We start from the raw sequence: 20,955 nt of genomic DNA, 5'->3' as shown, positions 1-20,955 counted from the left end.
AATCAAACTGATAACAAACATATCAACAAGTACCACAACAAAAATTACATACAAGACCATCATCAAAAATATCGATCATCCTCACCCTGAAAAGATTCTGCTCAACAACGAAGAGCTGAAACTGGTGGCGAACAAGGACGGCGCGCTGAAAGCCGCTGATCCGAAGCAGCTGCAACGCATGCGTTCGCGCCTGTCGATGGTGTTCCAGCATTTCAACCTGTGGTCGCACATGACCGCGATTGAAAACATCATGGAAGCGCCGGTTCACGTGCTCGGCGTACCCAAGTACGAAGCGCGCGAAAAAGCCGAGTACTACCTGAACAAGGTCGGCGTGGCCCATCGTAAAGATGCGTTCCCGGGCCACATGTCCGGTGGCGAGCAGCAGCGCGTGGCGATCGCCCGTGCGCTGGCGATGGAACCTGAAGTGATGCTGTTCGATGAACCGACCTCGGCCCTCGACCCGGAACTGGTCGGCGACGTGCTGAAGGTGATGCAAGCGCTGGCTCAGGAAGGTCGCACCATGGTCGTGGTGACGCACGAAATGGGCTTCGCCCGTGAAGTGTCGAACCAGTTGGTGTTCCTGCACAAAGGCGTGGTTGAAGAAAGCGGCAACCCGCGTGAAGTGCTGGTGAATCCGCAATCAGAACGTTTGCAACAATTCCTCTCGGGCAGCCTCAAGTAATCGCTGCCGTTATGCACCAAATTAGGTCATGCTTCGCGACCTGAAGGCTGGCTCCAATCCACTGTAGGAGCTGCCGAAGGCTGCGATCTTTTGATCTGTTTTTGAAGATCAAAAGATCGCAGCCTCGTTTCACTCGACAGCTCCTACATCGGAAAGGCATTTCATTCCGATGGTGGATCTGCGTCAGGCTCAAGATTTGTGTTCATTTACGGGCTAGCATTGGCCCATGCCTTCATCACTGTTCTTCGCTTCGGATTGCCCGCCCATGACTGCCCATCGAATTGGTTTCCTGATTTGGCCCAGCACTAAAGCGTTGACGCTGGCGCTGGCGGAGGAAGCCTTGCGTGTTGCTCAGCGGGTGCACCCGGACGTGGTTTACGAACTGTCGTTCCTGCAAGCCGAACCACCGGCCGAAGGTGCCTGGCAACTGCCCGGTGAAGCGTGGGCGGGCAAGCTCGAAAACTTCCAGAAACTGTTCCTGCTCGCTGACGAGCCGCCGACCACATTGGCCCCGGCACTCAGCAGTGCGCTCAAGCAATTGGTACGTGCCGGTACGGTCATCGGCGGTTTGTCTGCCGGTGTTTATCCGTTGGCACAACTCGGTTTGCTCGACGGTTATCGCGCTGCCGTGCACTGGCGCTGGCAGGATGATTTCGCTGAACGCTTCCCGAAAGTCATCGCCACCAGTCATCTGTTCGACTGGGATCGTGATCGACTGACTGCCTGCGGCGGCATGTCGGTTCTCGATTTGCTGTTGGCGGTACTGGCCCGCGATCACGGTGCGGAACTGGCCGGCGCCGTTTCCGAAGAACTGGTGGTCGAGCGCATCCGCGAGGGCGGCGAGCGTCAGCGCATCCCGTTGCAGAACCGTCTCGGCTCCAGCCATCCGAAGCTCACCCAAGCGGTGTTGCTGATGGAAGCCAACATCGAAGAACCGCTGACCACCGACGAAATCGCCCAGCACGTGTGCGTGTCGCGTCGTCAGTTGGAGCGCATCTTCAAGCAATACCTCAACCGTGTGCCGAGCCAGTACTACCTGGAATTGCGCCTGAACAAGGCCCGGCAGATGTTGATGCAAACCAGCAAGTCGATCATCCAGATCGGCCTGTCGTGTGGCTTCTCATCGGGGCCGCATTTCTCCAGCGCCTACCGCAATTTCTTCGGCGCCACGCCGCGGGAAGATCGCAACCAGCGGCGCAGCAGCAGCCCGTTTGAATTGTCATCGGTGCCGCCAGAGCGCGGTTGATCGCCGCGCTTCAGTCGACGAACACTATTCGTCGATTTCCGAGCCCTCGGACGTTGAAACTTCCATCTCCGCCTCGTCGATCGTGCTTTCGATGCCAAAGTCCATGCCGTGCTTTTTGAAGTAGGCGCTGAGGATTATCTTGCTCTGTTCATTGAACGGATTGCCGCGCAGATTAATGACTTCGGCCATTTCCCCTGGCAGCTCGAGCAGGTCGCTGGGCATCTCGGTGATGGCATTGCCGCTTAAATCGGCGTTACCCAAGTGTTGAAGTTGGAACAGGCCCTCCGGGATTCTGCTGATGCCGGTATTGTTGAGCGTCAATCCCCTGAGGTTGCTTAACTGCCTCAGGTCCGGGGTGCGCCCCAACGTGTTGTAGCTCAAGTCGAGAAACTCCAGCTCTACCATTTCCCCCAGTGCGGCAACGCTCTGTGCGCTCAGGCTGATGTTGCATTCGGTCAGGTAGAGCGCCGTCAGATTGCCCATCTTGAACACGGCCTGAGGAATGTCTTCGAGTGAAAACTCACGAATGTTCAACGTTCTGAGGTTGGGGAAATTGTGCAGGAATTGGTTGGCGCCGGAGGTTGCGCCCTCTTCGCTGAACAGGGTCAAGGTCGAGACATGACTGAAATCAGCGTGCAAAGCAGGAAGCTCGCCGATGACAGTGGTGGGCAGGTTGAGCTCGTAGAGTGATTCACCGCTTTCGCCCACCTCATCAAACTCGCTTTCCCTGCGCCAGCATTCTTCGACAAGGGTTTTGAATTCATCCCGAGCCGCGTGTTCTTCCGCCAGTTCGAGTGCTGTAAACGGTGCTTGGCTAAAGGGATTTATCGCTGGGATATTGCCGGTCCAGGCCGCGAGATCGGTGCTCATGGTTCTGAACTCATCTTCCAGTCGAGTCAGCGCGAGTCTTGCATCCTGCGTGAAGCCCGGCATGCGGTAGAAAAACAGACTGGCATCTTCGACATTGAATAAAGAATAAAGCTGCCGGATTCGCGCGATATCAACAGGCTCGCTGAGCACTCCCAGCGTCTGTCCGGATTGATGAAAATGCGCTCTGATTCTGTCGCGTGTCGCGGTCGATACCGGGTTGTGGGCGAAATCGAAGCCCGAAGTGATCTCGGGCGGGGAGAGGAAAAACGCCTGCGGTATGTCGCTGATCCGGTTGTTATTGAAGATGCCTGTATTCAGTGAGGGATGGCCTGCCAGACCGTTTGGAATGCGGGTGATGCCGGTGTCGGCAAGATCGATGTAACTCAGTTCAGGCATCGCTGTGATGCTGGGTGTGCGTCCCAGAGGATTGCCGTACAAATCCAGCGCAGTGAGGCTTTTCAGATTGTTAAGCGTTGCCTCTGCCGCGTCGTCCAGAGTGATACCACATTCGGCGAGTATCAGTTGATCCAGTTGCGGCATGTTGCTGATTGCTTGAGGAAGGCTGCCGAGATTGAAACTGCGGATTTCCAGATGCCGTAATTTTGGAAAACTTTGCAAAAAGTAGTTGATGCCAAGTGCGGCCGGACTGCCTTCCAGGGATAAGTGCGTGATGTGGCTGAAGTCCGCAGTCAGTTGTGGAAATTCGCCAATGATCGGTCGGGCGAAGTTCAGCAGGCTGCCAGCCTCGGGTGATGCTTCGTCGAGTGTGGTTCGCTTGAGCCAGCAATGCTGGACTACCTCTTTAAAAACCAGTCGATCAAATTGCGCCTCAGCAAACGCCGTTGCGTCGACGTGAACACCGGTTAGCGGATGGTGCGCCGGGGTTTGAGTCGTCCAGACATGCAGGTCGAGCTGCAGTTTTGCGTACTCGGCTCGCAGGCGCGAAAGCTCGATGCGCGGGCCGTCAGGATGGTCATGCAGCCTTTGCATAAAGGTTTGCAGCTGTGGCTCGGTGAGGGATGGATTGAGCTCCATGGCGCGCTGCTCCAGAGTCGGAGCGCGAGGGCGCAGGCGGCGATGGCCTTCGGTGCCGCCCGGCAATCGCATGAAATTCGGGTCGTAAGCAGGTTTGAGCTGGCGATGTTGTGACAACAATTTTTGCAGGTCTTCGCGCGCCAATGCGTTATCGCGCAGGCTGTATTTGAGTTTTGCGCTTTCGCCGATATTGATGTTCAGGGAGTGGCGTGCGTCGTCCGGCAGAGCTTGCAATATGGCGCTGTAGAAATCCTGCGGTGCCGACAAAGCCTGTCCTTGTTCATCGAATGCCTGATAACGCGCATCTTCAAGCTGCACCAGCGTCTTGCGCACCTCGGCATCTTGCTGGCCGACACTGTCGCGCAGCGTGCCTTCAAAACCGAATTCACGAACGTCGATGCGCAGGTGGTCCGGCCAGCCGGCGAGTTTCTCGAGTGAGTGCAGCGCCAATCGATGCGTGTCGAGCTGGTTGATCGAGTCAAGGTAGAAGCCTTCGAAGGCGCGAGTGCTGCGCACTTCGTCCATCGCCCAACGTGCGAGCTGCACCAGTCGTTTGGGCACTGGCAGTTGTTTCAGTTGTTGCCGTTCTCGGCCGGTGGCGGCGCGTAATATTTCCCGCGCGAGGCTGGTGGGAAGGCCCGGTGTTGTGTCGATGAGTGCGTCCACGCCGGCGTCAGTTATGTGTTCGCTCGCCCGATAGCGAGTGTCGAACAGGATGTTGCTGCGTTCCGTGGCAATTTTTGCCAGAGTTTTTCTAAGGGTACGGGCGCGTGCGGTATGTGCCTGTGGTGTTAGCCAGGGATCTTCTTTGAGCAGTGTTTTAAGTTCGCTCTCGTCGAGCTCCAACAGCAAGTTGGCGAGCAGATCGCCAGAGTTCGTCAGCTCAATCGCAGGAAGATCAGGACGACTGCTTTGCCACACGGTTTCACCTTGCTGATCGAGTAATCGCAGGCTTTTGTTTTCCGGCCATGGGCAATGTTCGGTGAGCAATTTCAGTTGAGTGACCGGATCCGCTTGCGCATATTCCTCTGCGTCGGGGCTGTTCATTTGTTCGATGAACGTGCGGATGTTCTTGTCGATGGAAAAGCGCTTGAGGGTGTCATCCAGCAGCGGCGGTAATGGTTTGCGTTCGGCGTGGAATTTGCGCAAGACGTCTTCGTGATAGCCGCTGGCGTTCAGCGCCTGTTCCAGTTCAACCGGCGATAACGTGTCGATGGTATGACCGATGCGACGCAACAGTTTGTCAGTCGACCAGCTCAACGGTTGATCGAACTCGGTCTGCCAGGTGCCGGTGTGGAAGTGTTCGAGGGTGGGGGGGTAAGCGTCCGGACGGTTTGGGTGTTCGATACGAAAGCCATAAGGTTCGGGGGCTGGTCTCACTGCGAACACTTTACCGTCCAGCGGCAGGAGTAATTTTCCTTGATGCTGATACAGTCCGTTTTGTCTGGGTACCGAATATTTCGGCAGGGCAATATCCTGCTCGTAAGGACGAAGATCCGGTTTCCAGTAGAGGGTTTTGCCGTTCGGGGCGGTCACGGGTTTGAACCGGTCGATAAAACGTACGACGTGTTGCGGCAATACGTTACGAAATTCACCGGCAACCAGTAGGCCGCCGCCCGCAAAGATCCCCAGTTGCACCACCGATTCAACGGCATCCATCAAGTGCAAAAAAGCTTCTGTTCGCTGGCCTTGCGCCCATTCGATGATGCCTTCGAAAGTCTCGTCCAGTAGCTGGTAGGCCATGTAGCCGAGCATCAATTCGCCAAGAAACGGTACGAACGGCATGGCCGCGAACGCTGCAATTGTCAGCAGCGTGGAAGCGACGCTCATCAGCGAATCCCACAGTGCCCAGCGCGCCTGTTGATCCACTCGCGCCGTGGAAACCGCGAGGCTTTGTCCGTCGTTGAGGATTTTGTTCAGTGCATCTTCGAACTGCTGTTGCCATAACGGAAGCTCAATGATGTCGGCGACAAACTGCAGGTCGGGCTTCTCGATAGCGACTTCGCGCCAAGCCGGGCGCGGATCACCTTGTTCGTGGGGGAAGTACTGCACGTGGCTCAGGCGCGATTTCAACGTGCTGAAGAAGCGACCGCGTTCGTTGTGCGCAATGAAGCGGCTGAAGAAATGCTGATAGTCGGAATCGCGTAATTGTCGGGTCAGCTCGGCAGCGAATTCTGCGCTGGAAGCGTATTGCTTGATCGGGTGCTCGGGATCGTTCGGCACGTACACCACCAGCCGGCTTACCTGATCGCTGGCCTGTAGGTCAGGCGCAAACACAACAATGCCGTGCAACGGCGAAGACAGCAGCGACAAGGTTTGACTGTGCAAGGCCTGGCCATCAAGTCGCATTCCACGCAAGCCATCGATCAATCCGCTGATCAGCCGGTACAGGTCTTCCTGAATATCGTTGTGCATTCGCGCCTGCAGCAGGGCTGCTTTCAATGCAGACTTTTGACTGATCTGGACGTGCAGGCGCAGCGTCGCTGCCACATCGGGACGGTCGACACCCAACTGGCTTTCCAGGTGCTGTTGGTATTGCGTGCCCAAATCGAGCGTTCGGCACAGTTTAATGAAGTCTGTAATTGGCATTGTCTGCGTGATGTCGGGCAGGGTTTCAAATTGCCCGAGGTTGTCCGGCGCAGTGATGAAGCAGGAGCTGTCATCGAAGGCGCCTGCTTCCGTTTCGTGAAGCTCGAAGTTGTGCAGGGCGGCATCGAGCATCGATACCGTCCAGATGCGTTCTGCACCAGTGGTGAAGCCAAACCACGGATTTTTAGCGGGGATGTAAAGGCGCACGAAGGTGTTTATGACGTCGAGCGTCAGGCCGAACTGATCCTTGATCGCTGCTGCCAGCAACGGTGCGGCAAAAGCATCGACGTTCTTTAGGTCGGCGAGCAGGCGATCCACCTGGTTTTGCGCGGTCCAGTGCTGGGCATTCAGCACGCGTAATTGCGCGTGATGCTGGCGAGGCGTTGCGGCGTGCCAGTCTGCCAAGTGCGGGATTACGCGCCCGAGAGCTTCACGTTTTTGCGCCGAGGCGTTCGCCAGCCAATCCGGCGTGGTACCAAGCAAATGCACGAAGTGCGCGTCGTCGTGATCAAGATCGAGGGCGTCAAGACGACCGGTAGATTGAAGCGGTTGTGACAGGTTCATACGCTCATCCATTAGCGTGTGGAGAGCGCCCAGCAAATCAGAAAAAAAATCATCATGTGCGGTACATAGTTACCGCACATGGAATTCTTCGATCAAATACAGTGAAGCCACCGCAGATCCGCCCGGGCAGTTTAAACTGCGCCTTTGCGACGCTATATGTCGCATTGCCGTAAACCCGGGAAAATCCGGGGTTTGCGCTATAAGAAGTTGTCGCTTGGCGGCAAGGCCGGGCTGAAAACTGTCCTTACAATCCCCCCATCGCTCGCCAGTTTCAGGCGGGTGTTCCTCTTCAGGAGACTCCGATGTCCGTTGAGCACGCTGCGGTACAACGCGCCGATTTCGACCAGGTAATGGTTCCCAACTACGCGCCTGCCGCTTTCATTCCGGTGCGTGGCGCCGGTTCCCGCGTCTGGGATCAGGCCGGCCGCGAGCTGATCGACTTCGCCGGCGGGATTGCCGTTAACGTATTGGGCCACGCGCACCCGGCGCTGGTCGGTGCATTGACCGAACAGGCGAACAAGCTGTGGCACGTGTCCAACGTGTTCACCAACGAGCCAGCCCTGCGTCTAGCGCACAAGCTGATCGACGCCACGTTCGCCGAGCGCGTGTTCTTCTGCAACTCCGGCGCTGAAGCCAACGAGGCCGCTTTCAAGCTGGCCCGTCGTGTTGCATTCGATCGTTTTGGCACTGAGAAATACGAAATCATCGCCGCGCTGAACAGCTTCCACGGCCGTACTTTGTTCACTGTTAACGTCGGTGGCCAGTCGAAGTACTCCGACGGTTTCGGCCCGAAAATCACCGGCATCACCCACGTTCCTTATAACGACCTGGCCGCGCTGAAAGCGGCGGTTTCCGACAAGACCTGTGCGGTCGTGCTGGAACCGATCCAGGGCGAGGGCGGCGTGCTGCCAGCCGAATTGGCTTACCTGCAAGGCGCCCGCGAACTCTGCGACGCGAACAACGCGCTGCTGGTGTTCGACGAAGTGCAAACCGGCATGGGCCGCAGCGGCAAGCTGTTCGCCTACCAGCATTACGGTGTGACCCCGGACATCCTCACCAGCGCCAAGAGCCTGGGCGGCGGTTTCCCGATCGCGGCGATGCTGACCACCGAAGCGCTGGCCAAACATCTGGTTGTCGGCACTCACGGCACCACCTACGGCGGCAACCCGCTGGCGTGCGCGGTCGCGGAAGCGGTGATCGACGTGATCAATACCCCGGAAGTGCTAAACGGCGTGAACGCCAAGCACGACAAGTTCAAGGCACGCCTTGAGCAGATCGGCGAGAAATACGGCCTGTTCACACAGGTGCGTGGCCTCGGTCTGCTGATCGGCTGTGTGCTGAGCGATGCGTGGAAAGGCAAGGCCAAAGACATCTTCAACGCCGCTGAAAAAGAAGGCCTGATGATTCTGCAAGCCGGTCCGGACGTGATCCGTTTCGCTCCGAGCCTGGTGGTGGAAGACGCTGATATCGATGCCGGTCTGGATCGTTTCGAGCGCGCTGCTGCTGCACTGACGCAAGCCTGATAGACCCTTCGGCGCCTGGAGTTTCAGGCGTCGATCAAAATTTTGATGCCGGACCAGATCAACTGTAGGAGTGAGCCTGCTCGCGATTGCGGTATGTCAGTCGACTCATTGGTTTCTGACAGACCGCAATCGCGAGCAGGCTCACTCCTACATTGATCTCCATGTAGGCCCGGTTATTTCTTCTGTGAATTGATAAGAGAAAAGGAGTGACACCATGCTGGTGATGCGCCCCGCGCAAATGGCTGATCTGGGCGAGGTACAGCGTCTGGCTGCGGACAGCCCGATTGGTGTCACTTCCTTGCCGGATGACGTGGAACGTCTGAGCGACAAGATCGCCGCGAGCGAAGCGTCGTTTTCTGCCGAAGTGAGCTTCAACGGTGAAGAGAGCTATTTCTTCGTCCTCGAAGAATCCACCACCGGCAAACTGGTCGGTTGCTCGGCAATTGTTGCGTCCGCCGGTTACTCGGAGCCGTTCTACAGCTTCCGTAACGAGACCTTCGTCCACGCTTCCCGCGAGTTGAAGATCCACAACAAGATTCACGTGCTCTCGCAGTGCCACGACCTGACCGGCAACAGCTTGCTGACCAGTTTCTACGTGCAGCGTGAGCTGGTCGGGTCGCCGTGGTCGGAGCTGAATTCCCGTGGTCGTCTGCTGTTCGTCGCCAGCCATCCCGAACGTTTCGCTGATTCGGTGGTGACCGAGATCGTTGGTTACAGCGATGAGAATGGCGACTCGCCGTTCTGGGACGCGATTGGTCGTAACTTCTTCGACCTCAATTACGCCGAAGCCGAACGCCTGTGCGGGCTGAAAAGCCGCACGTTCCTCGCCGAGCTGATGCCGCACTACCCGATCTACGTGCCGCTGCTGCCGGACTCCGCCCAAGAGGCGATGGGCCAGGTGCACCCGCGTGCGCAGATCACCTTCGACATCCTGATGCGCGAAGGCTTCGAGACCGATCACTACATCGACATTTTCGACGGTGGCCCGACCCTGCATGCGCGTGTTTCGGGGATCCGTTCGATCGCCCAAAGCCGTGTGGTGCCAGTGAAGATCGGCGAACCGGTGAAAGGCGCCGGGCGCCAGTATCTGGTGGCCAACGCGCAGTTGCAGGATTACCGCGCGGTGCTGCTGGAACTGGATTACGCGCCGGGCAAACCGGTGACTCTGGATCTGGAAGCGGCCGAAGCCCTGGGCGTCGGTGAAGGTGCCAGCGTGCGCCTGGTGGCGGTTTAACGCCTTAGCGAGTTTCACGGGTGGCGAAGGCGGCCCGTTTGAGGAGATAGCATGATTGTTCGTCCCGTACGCAGCAGCGATTTATCCGCGCTGATCGACCTGGCCCGTAGCACCGGCACCGGCCTGACCACTTTGCCGGCCAACGAAGAACGTCTGGCCCATCGGGTCGGCTGGGCCGAAAAGACCTTTCGCGGCGAAGCTGGCCGTGGTGATGCGGACTACCTGTTCGTGCTCGAAGACGACGACGGCCGCGTGGTGGGGATTTCCGCCATTGCTGGCGCTGTCGGCATGCGTGAGCCTTGGTACAACTTCCGTGTCGGCCTGACCGTCAGTGCGTCGCAAGAACTGAATATCTATCGCGAGATTCCGACGCTGTTTCTGGCCAACGACCTGACCGGTAATTCCGAGCTGTGCTCGTTGTTCCTGCACGCCGATTACCGCAGCGGTCTGAACGGTCGCATGCTGTCGAAGGCGCGGATGCTGTTCATCGCGGAATTCCCTGAATTGTTCGGCAACAAGATCATCGCCGAAATGCGCGGTGTCTCCGATGACGCCGGTCGTTCGCCGTTCTGGGAAAGCCTCGGTCGGCACTTCTTCAAGATGGAATTCAGCCAGGCCGACTACCTCACCGGTGTCGGCAACAAGGCGTTCATCGCTGAACTGATGCCGAAATTCCCGCTGTACACCTGCTTCCTGTCGGAAGGCGCGCGTCAGGTCATCGGCCAGGTTCACCCGGACACCGAGCCTGCCTTGGCGATGCTCAAGGGCGAAGGTTTCAGCTATCAGGGTTACGTCGACATCTTCGACGCCGGCCCGGCCATCGAATGCGAAACCGGCAAGATCCGCGCGGTGCGTGACAGCGAAGCGCTGGTGCTCGCCGTGGGTACGCCGGGCGACGACGCCACGCCGTTCATCATCCATAACCGCAAGCGCGAAGACTGCCGCATCACCGCTGCGCCGGCGCGTCTCGCTGCCGGGACTTTGGTGGTCGATCCGCAGACCGCCAAACGTCTTCAACTCAACGCTGGCGATCAAGTGCGCGCCGTGGCGTTGTCCGCTGCACGGGAGTCGAAATAATGAATTCGCTATACATCGCAGGTGAGTGGCTGGCCGGTCAGGGCGAGGCCTTTCAATCGCTAAACCCGGTGACCCAGCAAGTGCTGTGGTCGGGGGAGGGCGCCACGGCGGCTCAGGTTGAATCGGCTGTGCAAGCTGCGCGTCAGGCGTTCCCGGGTTGGGCGCGTCGCACGCTGGACGAGCGCATCACGGTGCTTGAGGCTTTCGCCGCGTCGCTGAAAAACCACGCAGATGAACTGGCTCGCACCATCGGTGAAGAGACCGGCAAACCGCTGTGGGAATCGGCGACCGAAGTGACCAGCATGGTCAACAAGATCGCGATCTCGGTGCAGAGCTACCGCGAGCGTACCGGCGAGAAGAGCGGCCCTTTGGGCGACGCCACTGCTGTGCTGCGCCACAAGCCGCACGGCGTGGTTGCAGTGTTCGGCCCTTACAATTTCCCTGGGCACTTGCCGAACGGCCACATCGTGCCGGCGCTGCTGGCGGGTAACAGCGTGCTGTTCAAGCCAAGCGAACTGACGCCGAAAGTGGCCGAACTGACGGTCAAGTGCTGGATCGAAGCCGGTCTGCCGGCGGGTGTTCTGAACCTGCTGCAAGGCGCCCGGGAAACTGGTATCGCGCTGGCCGCGAACCCGGGCATCGATGGTTTGTTCTTCACCGGTTCGAGCCGCACCGGCAATCATCTGCACCAGCAATTCGCCGGTCGTCCGGACAAGATTCTGGCGCTGGAGATGGGTGGTAACAACCCGCTGGTGGTTGATCAGGTCGCGGATCTGGATGCAGCGGTTTACACGATTATTCAGTCGGCGTTCATTTCTGCCGGTCAGCGTTGCACCTGCGCACGCCGTCTGCTGGTGCCGCAAGGCGCGTGGGGCGACAGCCTGTTGAAGCGTCTGGTTGAAGTCAGCGCGACCATTGAAGTCGGCGCATTCGATCAGCAACCGGCGCCGTTCATGGGCTCGGTGATTTCCCTCGGCGCGGCGAAAGCGCTGATGGACGCTCAAGAACATCTGCTGGCCAACGGCGCAGTGTCGCTGCTGGAAATGACTCAGCCGCAAGCACAAGCCGCGTTGCTGACGCCGGGCATCGTTGATGTGACGGCGGTTGCCGAGCGTCCGGACGAAGAACTGTTCGGCCCGTTGCTGCAAGTGATCCGCTACGTTGATTTTGAAGCAGCGATCGTTGAAGCCAACAACACCGCTTATGGCCTTGCTGCTGGTTTGCTGTCGGATTCCGAAGCGCGTTATCAGCAATTCTGGCTGGAAAGCCGTGCCGGCATCGTCAACTGGAACAAACAACTGACCGGCGCTGCGAGCAGCGCGCCGTTTGGTGGGGTGGGTGCCTCGGGCAACCATCGCGCCAGCGCCTATTACGCAGCGGATTACTGCGCGTACCCGGTGGCGTCGCTGGAAACACCGAGCCTGACTTTGCCAGCCGCCCTAACGCCAGGCGTGAAAATGGCGTAACGGCCATTCGCGAGCAGGCTCGCTCCTACAGGACTTGTGTCGTACACAACATGTGTATTCACCGCTAAACCTGTAGGAGTGAGCCTGCTCGCGATCGCCGCGACGCGGTCTGACTGAATTGTTACCTGAAGCCTATAACAACAGATTCTCGTGGAGCCTCGCTGATGAAATCCTATGAAGTCAATTTTGACGGTCTAGTGGGGCCGACCCATAACTACGGTGGTCTGTCCTACGGCAACGTTGCGTCCCAGAGCAACAGCCAGCAATCCTCGAACCCGAAGGAAGCGGCGCTGCAAGGTCTGGCGAAGATGAAAGCGCTGATGGAAATGGGCTTTCAGCAAGGCGTACTGGCGCCGCAAGAGCGTCCGGACGTAGCCGCATTGCGCCGTCTGGGTTTCAGCGGTACCGACGCGCAAGTGATCGAGCGCGCCGGCAAAGAAGCCATGCCGCTGCTGGTCGCCAGTTGCTCGGCGTCGAGCATGTGGGTGGCCAACGCCGCCACGGTCAGCCCGAGTGCCGACACTGCTGACGGTCGCGTGCATTTCACCGCCGCCAACCTCAATTGCAAATACCACCGCAGCATCGAGCACCCGACCACCAGCCGCGTGCTCGGTGCGATGTTCGCCAATCAGCAGCACTTCGCCCATCACGCCGCGTTGCCGGCGGTGGCGCAGTTCGGTGATGAAGGCGCGGCCAACCACACGCGTTTCTGCCGTGAGTACGGTGAGGCGGGCGTTGAGTTCTTTGTGTTCGGTCGCAGCGCGTTCGACAACCGTTTCCCGGCGCCGCAAAAGTACCCGGCGCGGCAGACTCTCGAAGCTTCGCAAGCCGTTGCGCGTCTGCACGGTCTGCGTGACGAAGGCGTGGTTTACGCCCAGCAGAACCCGAACGTGATCGATCAGGGCGTGTTCCACAACGACGTGATTGCTGTGGGTAATGGCGAGGTCTTGTTCTATCACGAGGACGCGTTCCTCGACACCGAGTCGATGCTGGCCGAGCTGCAAAGCAAACTGGCCAAAGTCGGTGGTAACTTCCAATCGGTGTGTGTGCCGCGTTCGGCAGTCACCGTGGATGACGCGGTGCGTTCTTACCTGTTCAACAGCCAGTTGCTCTCGCGTCCGGACGGTTCGATGCTGTTGATCGTGCCGCAAGAGTGCCAGGCCAACGAACGCGTCTGGGCTTACCTGCAAAGCCTGACCAGCTCCGGCGGTCTGATCCGCGAAGTGAAGGTTTTCGATCTCAAGCAAAGCATGCAAAACGGCGGTGGTCCGGCGTGCCTGCGACTGCGCGTCGCGCTCAACGAAACCGAACTGGCAGCCGTCAACCCAGGGGTTATCATGACGGCACCGTTGTACGGTTCGTTGACCGCATGGGTCGAGAAGCACTACCGCGACCGCCTGAGCGAAACCGATCTGGCGGATCCGCAGTTGTTGCTTGAATGCCGGACGGCACTGGATGAACTGACGCAAATCCTTAAACTGGGCGCGGTTTATCCATTCCAGATCAATTGATGGCCGGCGCGCCGCCTGAACGCGGCGCGCGGCTTGTCTCACCAAGAGAGTAAAAACATGAGCGATTCCCTGCAGCTGATCCTTGAAGACACCGACGGCACGCAACTGGAGACCTCCTGCACCCGCGTTGCGGTCATGTGGCAAGGCAAAGAGCTGTGGATTCAGCAGGACGGCCGTGGCCAGTTGCTGATCGGCGTGGACGTTGAAGAAGGTGACGCCGAATACGCCAACCTGCTGCTGCGCCCATTGGCGACTAATCTGGTAAGTCTGCAACTGGAAATGGAACCGGCTGACGCTGGCGACGACGAAGACCACGTGCACGGCCCGGATTGCAACCACGATCACTAAGGAAACCGCTCTATGCTCGCCCTCGGCAAACTACTTGAACTGACCCTCGCCGGCCGCGAACCGGCGGAGAAGACTCAACTGACTGTCGAAGGCGTGCGCATGCGCTGGTTGAGCGAAGGGGCGCTGGAAGTCCGGCCACCCGAAGCGCGCGACAATGGCCTGGATCTGCTGCTGTCGGCAGGGATCCATGGCAACGAAACAGCGCCGATCGAGTTGCTTGATCGGCTGCTGCACGACATCGCACGCGGCGATCTGAAGCCGCGCGCACGCATTCTGTTTCTGTTCGGCAACCCCGAGGCGATTCGCAAAGGCGAGCGCTTTGTCGAGCAGGACGTCAATCGGCTGTTCAATGGCCGTCACGAACAAAGCAGTGGCTCAGAAGCGCTGCGAGCCTGTGAGCTGGAACGTTTGGCGGCGAGTTTCTTCAGCCTGCCGGATCGCCAGCGCCTGCACTACGACCTGCACACAGCGATTCGCGGCTCGAAGATCGAGCAGTTCGCGCTGTATCCGTGGAAGGAAGGTCGTCAGCATTCACGCCTTGAACTGGCGCGCCTGCGCGCTGCCGGGATGGAAGCGGTGCTGCTGCAGAACAAACCGTCGATCGTGTTCAGCTCTTACACCTACGACAAGCTCGGCGCCGAGGCTTTCACGCTGGAACTGGGCAAGGCGCGGCCGTTCGGGCAGAACGACGGGGTTAACGTCTCGCTGCTGGAAACTCGATTAAAGCAGATCATTGAAGGCACTGAACCAGAGATGGCTGAAGCGCAGTTGGATGGTTTGCAGTTGTTCAGTGTCGCGCGGGAAATCATCAAGCACAGCGATGCGTTCCGCCTGAACCTGCCGCAGGACATTGAAAACTTTTCCGAGTTGGAGATGGGTTATGTGCTGGCCGAAGATCTGGCCAATACCCGCTGGATCATTGAGGAAGAGGGCGCGCGTATCATCTTCCCTAATCCCAAGGTCAAGAACGGCTTGCGCGCGGGCATCCTGATCGTCCCGACCAGCGACGAAAACCTCGCCTGACCCTACGCAAAACCCCTGTAGGAGTGAGCCTGCTCGCGATTGCAATGTATCAGTCACTACAGTGGTCGACTGACACTCCGCTATCGCGAGCAGGCTCACTCCTACAGTTTTGGTTCCGTGTTTACACGGCTACTGCATGCGGCTCAGTACGGCGCAGTGCACGAACCTTGCGCAGCGTATCCGCGCAAGTCCGCGCCGCTTCCTGACCCTTGTGCACAAAGTGCTCAAAGAAGAATTTCTGATGCTCGTCACCCGCATGGAAGTGATGCGGCGTCAGCGACACCGAGAACACCGGCACTTCGGTTTCCAACTGCACTTGCATCAGGCCGCTGACCACCGATTGGGCGACGAACTCGTGACGGTAGATGCCACCATCCACCACCAGGGCTGCGGCAACGATGCCGGCATAACGACCGGTTTTGGCCAGCAACTTGGCGTGTAGAGGCATTTCAAAAGCGCCGCCGACTTCGAAGATGTCGATGTCGGATTCCTGATAACCCAGGGCAATCATTTCGGCGACGAAGCCTTTTCGGCTCTGGTCGACGATTTCTTTGTGCCAGCAGGCCTGGATGAACGCAACGCGCTCGCCGTGTGGGTGTTTGCTTTTGCTGTCGATAGCGGTGGGTTGCATGTTCTGACTCCTGTTTGTGTGAAAAACAGGGCGTTATGAATCGAAAGGGATTCAAGGGTGCGCACACGCACAACATCGCGCGGACGGCCCTTTGGCGTTAATCCCGTTCTCTCTTCATCCGGACTATGACCGTCGGCCCCGGGATCACACCGGGTCTGCTGACCTTGCCGCCGATCTCAACCGAAGTCGTATTCGTCGCCAAGCGCTCGCGGGCTATGCGCATTGCGCGCAATTACCGCCGGTGGGGAATTGCACCCCGCCCTGAGAACGTTTTTGCCGCCCTTTCGCGGGCGGCGCAGCGTTTTTAACACATATTTTCCAGCCCTGCACAGAACCTGTGGGAGCGAGCTTGCTCGCGAAAGCGGTTTAACATTCAACGCGGATGCTGACTGCCAATCCGCTTTCGCGAGCAAGCTCGCTCCCACATGGGGTGTGCCTTCTCAAGGAGTAAGGTGCATTTTCCTTGTCCAGGGCTTGATTAATCGCCGCGATGACCGCAGTAATTCACCCTCGTAAAGGGATTTCCCCTGCTGAATTGAGGCCAGGTTCATGAGCGTTATCGATCTTCGCAGCGACACCGTCACCCAACCGACACCCGCCATGCTCGACGCGATGACCGCGGCCGACACCGGTGACGATGTGTACGGCGAAGACCCGACGGTCAATCGTCTGGAAGCCGAACTGGCTAAACGCTTGGGCTTTGCCGCAGCGCTGTTCGTGCCGACCGGCACCATGAGCAATCTGTTGGGATTGATGGCGCACTGCGAGGGCGGCGACGAATATGTCGTGGGTCAGCAGGCGCACACCTACAAGTACGAGGGCGGCGGCGCGGCGGTGCTCGGTTCGATTCAACCGCAGCCGCTGGAAGTGCAGGCCGACGGTTCGCTGGATCTGGATCAAGTCGCGGCGGCGATCAAACCCGACGACTTCCATTTCGCTCGCACCCGTTTGCTGGCGCTGGAAAACACCATGCAAGGCAAAGTGCTGCCGCTGGAATATCTGGCGCGGGCGCGTAAATTCACCCAAGACCACGGCCTGCAGTTGCACCTCGACGGCGCGCGGCTTTACAACGCCGCGGTCAAGCTAGGTGTCGATGCGCGGGAAATCACTAAACATTTCGATTCGGTATCGGTGTGCCTGTCCAAAGGACTCGGTGCGCCAGTGGGATCGGTGCTGTGCGGCTCCGAGCAACTGATCGGCAAGGCCCGCCGTTTGCGCAAAATGGTCGGCGGCGGCATGCGTCAGGCCGGACTGCTGGCGGCGGCGGGGCTTTACGCGCTGGATCACAACGTCGAGCGTCTGGCGGATGACCACGCCAACGCGCAGTTTTTGGCCGACGGTCTGCGTGAAGCAGGTTTCAGCGTTGAACCGGTGCAAACCAACATGGTTTATGTGCAAATGGGCGACAAAGCCGAAGCGATCAAGGCGTTTGCCGGCGAACGCGGGATCAAGTTGAGCGCCGCCGCGCGTCTGCGTATGGTCACGCACATGGACGTCAGTCGCGCGCAAATCGAGCAAGTGATCGCGACATTCGTCGACTTTTCGCGCAAGTGACAGCGTTAGCCGTCCAATTGACCGTTTCTATCGTATAAACACGCTGTACCCCGCGCGCAGGGCCGATATAATGCGGCCCTTTGCCGTCGCTTCGTCTGTTGACGTTTCGAACAGGCCTTTGGCCGCAGCCTCCGTGGAAGAACCTAATGAAAAGCGCAGAAATCCGTGAAGCCTTCCTTCGCTTCTTCGAAGAGCAAGGCCACACCCGTGTAGCCTCCAGCTCTTTGATTCCGGGCAACGACCCAACCCTGCTGTTCACTAACGCGGGGATGAACCAGTTCAAGGACTGCTTCCTGGGCCAGGAAAAACGTGCGTACACCCGTGCGACCAGCAGCCAGAAATGCGTGCGTGCCGGTGGCAAGAACAGTGACCTGGAAAACGTCGGTTATACCGCTCGTCACCACACGTTCTTCGAAATGCTCGGTAACTTCAGCTTCGGTGACTATTTCAAGAAAGACGCGATTACCTACGCGTGGATCTTCCTGACCGGCGTTCTGCAGCTGCCGAAGGAAAAACTCTGGGTCACCGTCTACGCCTCCGACGACGAAGCGTATGACATCTGGACCAAAGAAATCGGTGTGCCTGTCGAGCGCATGATCCGCATCGGCGACAACAAAGGCGCGCCGTACGCCTCCGACAACTTCTGGACCATGGGCGATACCGGCCCGTGCGGTCCGTGCACCGAGATTTTCTACGATCACGGCGACCACATCTGGGGCGGCCCGCCGGGCTCGCCGGAAGAAGACGGCGACCGTTATATCGAGATCTGGAACAACGTGTTCATGCAGTTCAACCGCACCGCCGATGGCGTCCTGCATCCGTTGCCAGCGCCGTCGGTCGACACCGGCATGGGCCTGGAGCGGATCAGTGCGGTGATGCAGCACGTCAATTCCAACTACGACATCGACCTGTTCAAAAACCTGCTGAAGGCCTCGGCTGAAGCGATCGGCTGTGAAAATGGCGATCAGTCTTCGTTGAAAGTCGTGTCCGACCACATTCGTTCGTGCGGTTTCCTGATCGCCGACGGTGTGCTGCCGTCCAACGAAGGTCGCGGTTATGTACTGCGCCGGATCATCCGTCGCGCCTGCCGTCACGGTAATAAGCTGGGCGCTACCGGCAGCTTCTTCTATAAGATCGTTGCCGCACTGGTTGCCGAGATGGGCGAAGCCTTCCCGGAACTGAAGAAGCAGCAAAGCAACATCGAGCGCGTGCTCAAGGCTGAAGAAGAGCAGTTCTCCAAGACTCTGGAGCACGGCCTGAAAATTCTCGAGCAGGATTTGCTGGAACTCAAAGGCACCGTGGTGCCGGGCGACGTAGTGTTCAAACTCTACGACACCTATGGTTTCCCGATGGACCTGACCGCCGACATCGCCCGCGAGCGCAGCCTGACTGTCGATGAAGTCGGCTTCGAACGTGAGATGGAAGCCCAGCGTGTGCGTGCGCGTTCGGCCAGCTCGTTCGGTCTGGACTACAACACTTTGGTCAAGGTTGACGTGGCCACTGAGTTCACCGGTTACAAAGACACCAGCGGTTCGGCAAAAATCGTTGCTATCTATAAAGATGGCCAGTCGGTCGACGTCTTGAATGAAGGCGAAGAGGCGGTGATCGTTCTGAATCAGACGCCGTTCTACGCTGAGTCCGGCGGCCAGATCGGCGACTGCGGTTATCTGCAGGCCGGCAGCAGCCGTTTCGACGTGCGCGACACCACCAAAACCGGCGGCGCATTCCTGCACCACGGTGTGCTGGATTCGGGCAGCCTGACCATCGGCGCGCCAGTGGAAACCCACGTCGACGCCGAAGTGCGTCACGCCACTTCGTTGAACCACTCGGCCACGCACTTGCTGCACGCTGCACTGCGCCAGGTTCTGGGCGAGCACGTTCAGCAGAAAGGTTCGTTGGTCGACAGTCAGCGTCTGCGTTTCGACTTCAGCCACTTTGAAGCGATCAAGCCTGAGCAGATCAAAGCGCTGGAAGACATCGTCAACGCCGAGATTCGCAAGAACTCCGCCGTTGAAACCGAAGAAACCGACATCGAAACCGCGAAGAACAAAGGCGCGATGGCGCTGTTCGGCGAGAAGTACGGCGACAACGTGCGCGTGCTGAGCATGGGTGGCGATTTCTCCGTCGAACTGTGCGGCGGTATCCACGCCAACCGTACCGGCGACATCGGTCTGCTGAAAATCATCAGCGAAGGCGGTGTGGCTTCGGGCGTGCGTCGTATCGAAGCGGTCACCGGTGCTGCGGCACTGGCTTACTTGAATGCTGCAGAAGAACAACTCAAGGAAGCGGCCAGCCTGGTCAAGGGCAGCCGCGACAACCTGATCGACAAGCTGTCGGCTGTGCTCGAGCGCAATCGCCAACTGGAGAAACAACTCGAGCAGTTGCAAGCCAAGGCGGCGAGCGCGGCGGGCGACGATCTGTCGTCCTCGGCACTGGACGTCAAAGGCGTGAAGGTTTTGGCTGCACGTCTGGATGGTCAGGACGCCAAGGCGCTGCTGGCGCTGGTTGATCAGTTGAAGAACAAACTCGGCCGCGCAGTGATCCTGCTCGGCAGTGTCCATGAGGAAAAGGTCGTTCTGGTTGCTGGCGTAACCAAAGACCTGACTGGCCAACTCAAAGCCGGTGATTTGATGAAGCAAGCTGCTGCGGCAGTGGGCGGGAAGGGCGGTGGTCGTCCGGACATGGCGCAGGGCGGTGGCGTTGATGCCGGCGCGCTGGATGGTGCACTGGCGCTGACCGTTCCATTCGTCGAGCAGGGTTTATAAGACGGTCCGTCGCGCTCGCAGTCTAGTGGCGGGCGCGGTGGCTGTTCGAGTGATTATTGGGCGCCCTTCATGGGCAGAGGCGGCTTTGAAATGGCTTTGATCGTACAGAAATTTGGAGGCACCTCGGTCGGTACTGTCGAGAGAAGCGAGGTGGTCGGCGACAAGGTTCTGAAATTCCGCGATGCCGGCGATGACCTGGTGGTTGTGCTGTCTGCAATGAGCGGCGAAACCAACCGTCTGATCGATCTGGCCAAGCAAATCAGTGGCGACGGTCAACCGGTTCCGCGTGAGCTGGACGTGATTGTTTCCACCGGTGAGCAGGTGACGATTGCCCTGTTGGCCATGGCACTGATCAAGCGCGGTGTGCCGGCGGTGTCGTACACCGGTAATCAGGTGCGGATCCTGACCGACAGTGCGCACAATAAAGCGCGTATCTTGCAGATTGATGACCAGAAGATTCGTGGTGATCTGAAAGCAGGTCGCGTGGTAGTTGTCGCCGGTTTCCAGGGCGTCGACGAGCACGGCAACATTACCACCCTCGGTCGTGGCGGTTCCGACACCACCGGCGTGGCACTGGCTGCGGCGTTGAAGGCTGACGAGTGCCAGATCTACACCGACGTTGATGGTGTTTACACCACTGACCCGCGCGTTGTGCCGGTCGCTCAGCGTCTGGACAAGATCACCTTCGAAGAGATGCTGGAAATGGCCAGCCTCGGTTCCAAGGTGTTGCAGATCCGTGCCGTGGAATTCGCCGGCAAGTACAACGTTCCGCTGCGCGTAGTGGTCTGCTTCAAGGAGGGTCGGGGCACCCTGATGTCTATGGTTGACGAGGAAGCG

The 20,955-nt window shown here is 58.7% G+C and carries 14 protein-coding genes and 1 riboswitch; of the genes, 12 read left to right on the top strand and 2 right to left on the bottom strand.

The features are described from left to right. Both ACIP66_RS25230 and argR read left to right on the top strand, forming a co-directional pair. The coding region (locus tag ACIP66_RS25230) for an ATP-binding cassette domain-containing protein (RefSeq protein ID WP_400651739.1) at nt 1-682 on the top strand (682 nt) is incomplete at its 5' end. Between the two features lie 265 nt (nt 683-947). Beyond that, nucleotides 948-1,928, top strand: a complete 981-nt coding sequence (gene argR / locus ACIP66_RS25225; protein WP_007912706.1) for a transcriptional regulator ArgR — start codon at nt 948-950, stop codon at nt 1,926-1,928. A gap of 24 nt (nt 1,929-1,952) precedes the next feature. Here argR and ACIP66_RS25220 read toward each other — a convergent pair whose 3' ends face one another. After that, the gene (locus ACIP66_RS25220) at nt 1,953-6,740 is read right to left on the bottom strand and encodes a dermonecrotic toxin domain-containing protein (RefSeq protein WP_400651735.1); all 4,788 of its coding nucleotides are present in this window, start codon (nt 6,738-6,740) and stop codon (nt 1,953-1,955) included. A 548-nt stretch (nt 6,741-7,288) separates the two neighbouring features. On the opposite strand from ACIP66_RS25220, the gene ACIP66_RS25215 reads away from it, so the two are divergent. The 7 genes from ACIP66_RS25215 (at nt 7,289) to astE (ending at nt 15,168) form a co-directional block, all read left to right on the top strand. Next, nucleotides 7,289-8,509, top strand: a complete 1,221-nt coding sequence (locus ACIP66_RS25215) for an aspartate aminotransferase family protein (RefSeq protein WP_008077923.1) — start codon at nt 7,289-7,291, stop codon at nt 8,507-8,509. A 214-nt stretch (nt 8,510-8,723) separates the two neighbouring features. Next, on the top strand, nt 8,724-9,743 hold the full coding sequence (aruF, locus tag ACIP66_RS25210; RefSeq protein ID WP_053122867.1) for an arginine/ornithine succinyltransferase subunit alpha: 1,020 nt from the start codon (nt 8,724-8,726) through the stop codon (nt 9,741-9,743). A 51-nt stretch (nt 9,744-9,794) separates the two neighbouring features. Further along, nucleotides 9,795-10,820: an arginine N-succinyltransferase gene (gene astA, locus ACIP66_RS25205; RefSeq protein WP_053122864.1), complete on the top strand. Its 1,026-nt coding sequence runs from the start codon at nt 9,795-9,797 to the stop codon at nt 10,818-10,820. Beyond that, complete coding sequence (gene astD, locus ACIP66_RS25200) at nt 10,817-12,286, top strand: succinylglutamate-semialdehyde dehydrogenase (protein ID WP_400651741.1); 1,470 nt, start codon at nt 10,817-10,819, stop codon at nt 12,284-12,286. The genes astA and astD overlap by 4 nt, the downstream gene beginning before the upstream one ends. Nucleotides 12,287-12,450: 164 nt before the next feature. Continuing rightward, nucleotides 12,451-13,797, top strand: coding sequence for an N-succinylarginine dihydrolase (astB, locus tag ACIP66_RS25195; RefSeq protein WP_400651731.1), 1,347 nt, complete (start codon nt 12,451-12,453; stop codon nt 13,795-13,797). A gap of 57 nt (nt 13,798-13,854) precedes the next feature. After that, entirely contained in the window at nt 13,855-14,145 is a 291-nt protein-coding gene (locus ACIP66_RS25190) for a hypothetical protein (protein ID WP_008077915.1), read from the top strand. 12 nt (nt 14,146-14,157) lie between these two features. After that, nucleotides 14,158-15,168, top strand: coding sequence for a succinylglutamate desuccinylase (gene astE / locus ACIP66_RS25185; RefSeq protein ID WP_400651728.1), 1,011 nt, complete (start codon nt 14,158-14,160; stop codon nt 15,166-15,168). A 121-nt stretch (nt 15,169-15,289) separates the two neighbouring features. Here the strand turns inward: astE and ACIP66_RS25180 are convergent, their stop codons facing one another. Then, a complete protein-coding gene (locus ACIP66_RS25180; protein WP_007919335.1) occupies nt 15,290-15,799 on the bottom strand; it encodes a 6,7-dimethyl-8-ribityllumazine synthase in 510 nt (169 codons plus the stop codon). Between the two features lie 101 nt (nt 15,800-15,900). Further along, nucleotides 15,901-16,072, bottom strand: a riboswitch (FMN riboswitch). A gap of 276 nt (nt 16,073-16,348) precedes the next feature. Here ACIP66_RS25180 and ltaE point away from each other — a divergent pair. The 3 genes from ltaE to ACIP66_RS25165 form a co-directional block, all read left to right on the top strand. Next, nucleotides 16,349-17,353, top strand: a complete 1,005-nt coding sequence (gene ltaE / locus ACIP66_RS25175; RefSeq protein WP_400651726.1) for a low-specificity L-threonine aldolase — start codon at nt 16,349-16,351, stop codon at nt 17,351-17,353. 146 nt (nt 17,354-17,499) lie between these two features. Next, a complete protein-coding gene (alaS, locus tag ACIP66_RS25170) occupies nt 17,500-20,118 on the top strand; it encodes an alanine--tRNA ligase (RefSeq protein WP_400651723.1) in 2,619 nt (872 codons plus the stop codon). Between the two features lie 90 nt (nt 20,119-20,208). Further along, a partial coding sequence (locus ACIP66_RS25165; RefSeq protein ID WP_400651720.1) for an aspartate kinase occupies nt 20,209-20,955 on the top strand: 747 nt, incomplete at its 3' end.

It is taken from the genome of Pseudomonas sp. NPDC088429 (assembly GCF_044753305.1).
Lineage (GTDB): Bacteria > Pseudomonadota > Gammaproteobacteria > Pseudomonadales > Pseudomonadaceae > Aquipseudomonas > Aquipseudomonas rustica.
The sequence above is the reverse complement of the archived record's forward strand: the minus strand, read 5'-3'. Positions and strand labels throughout refer to the sequence as shown.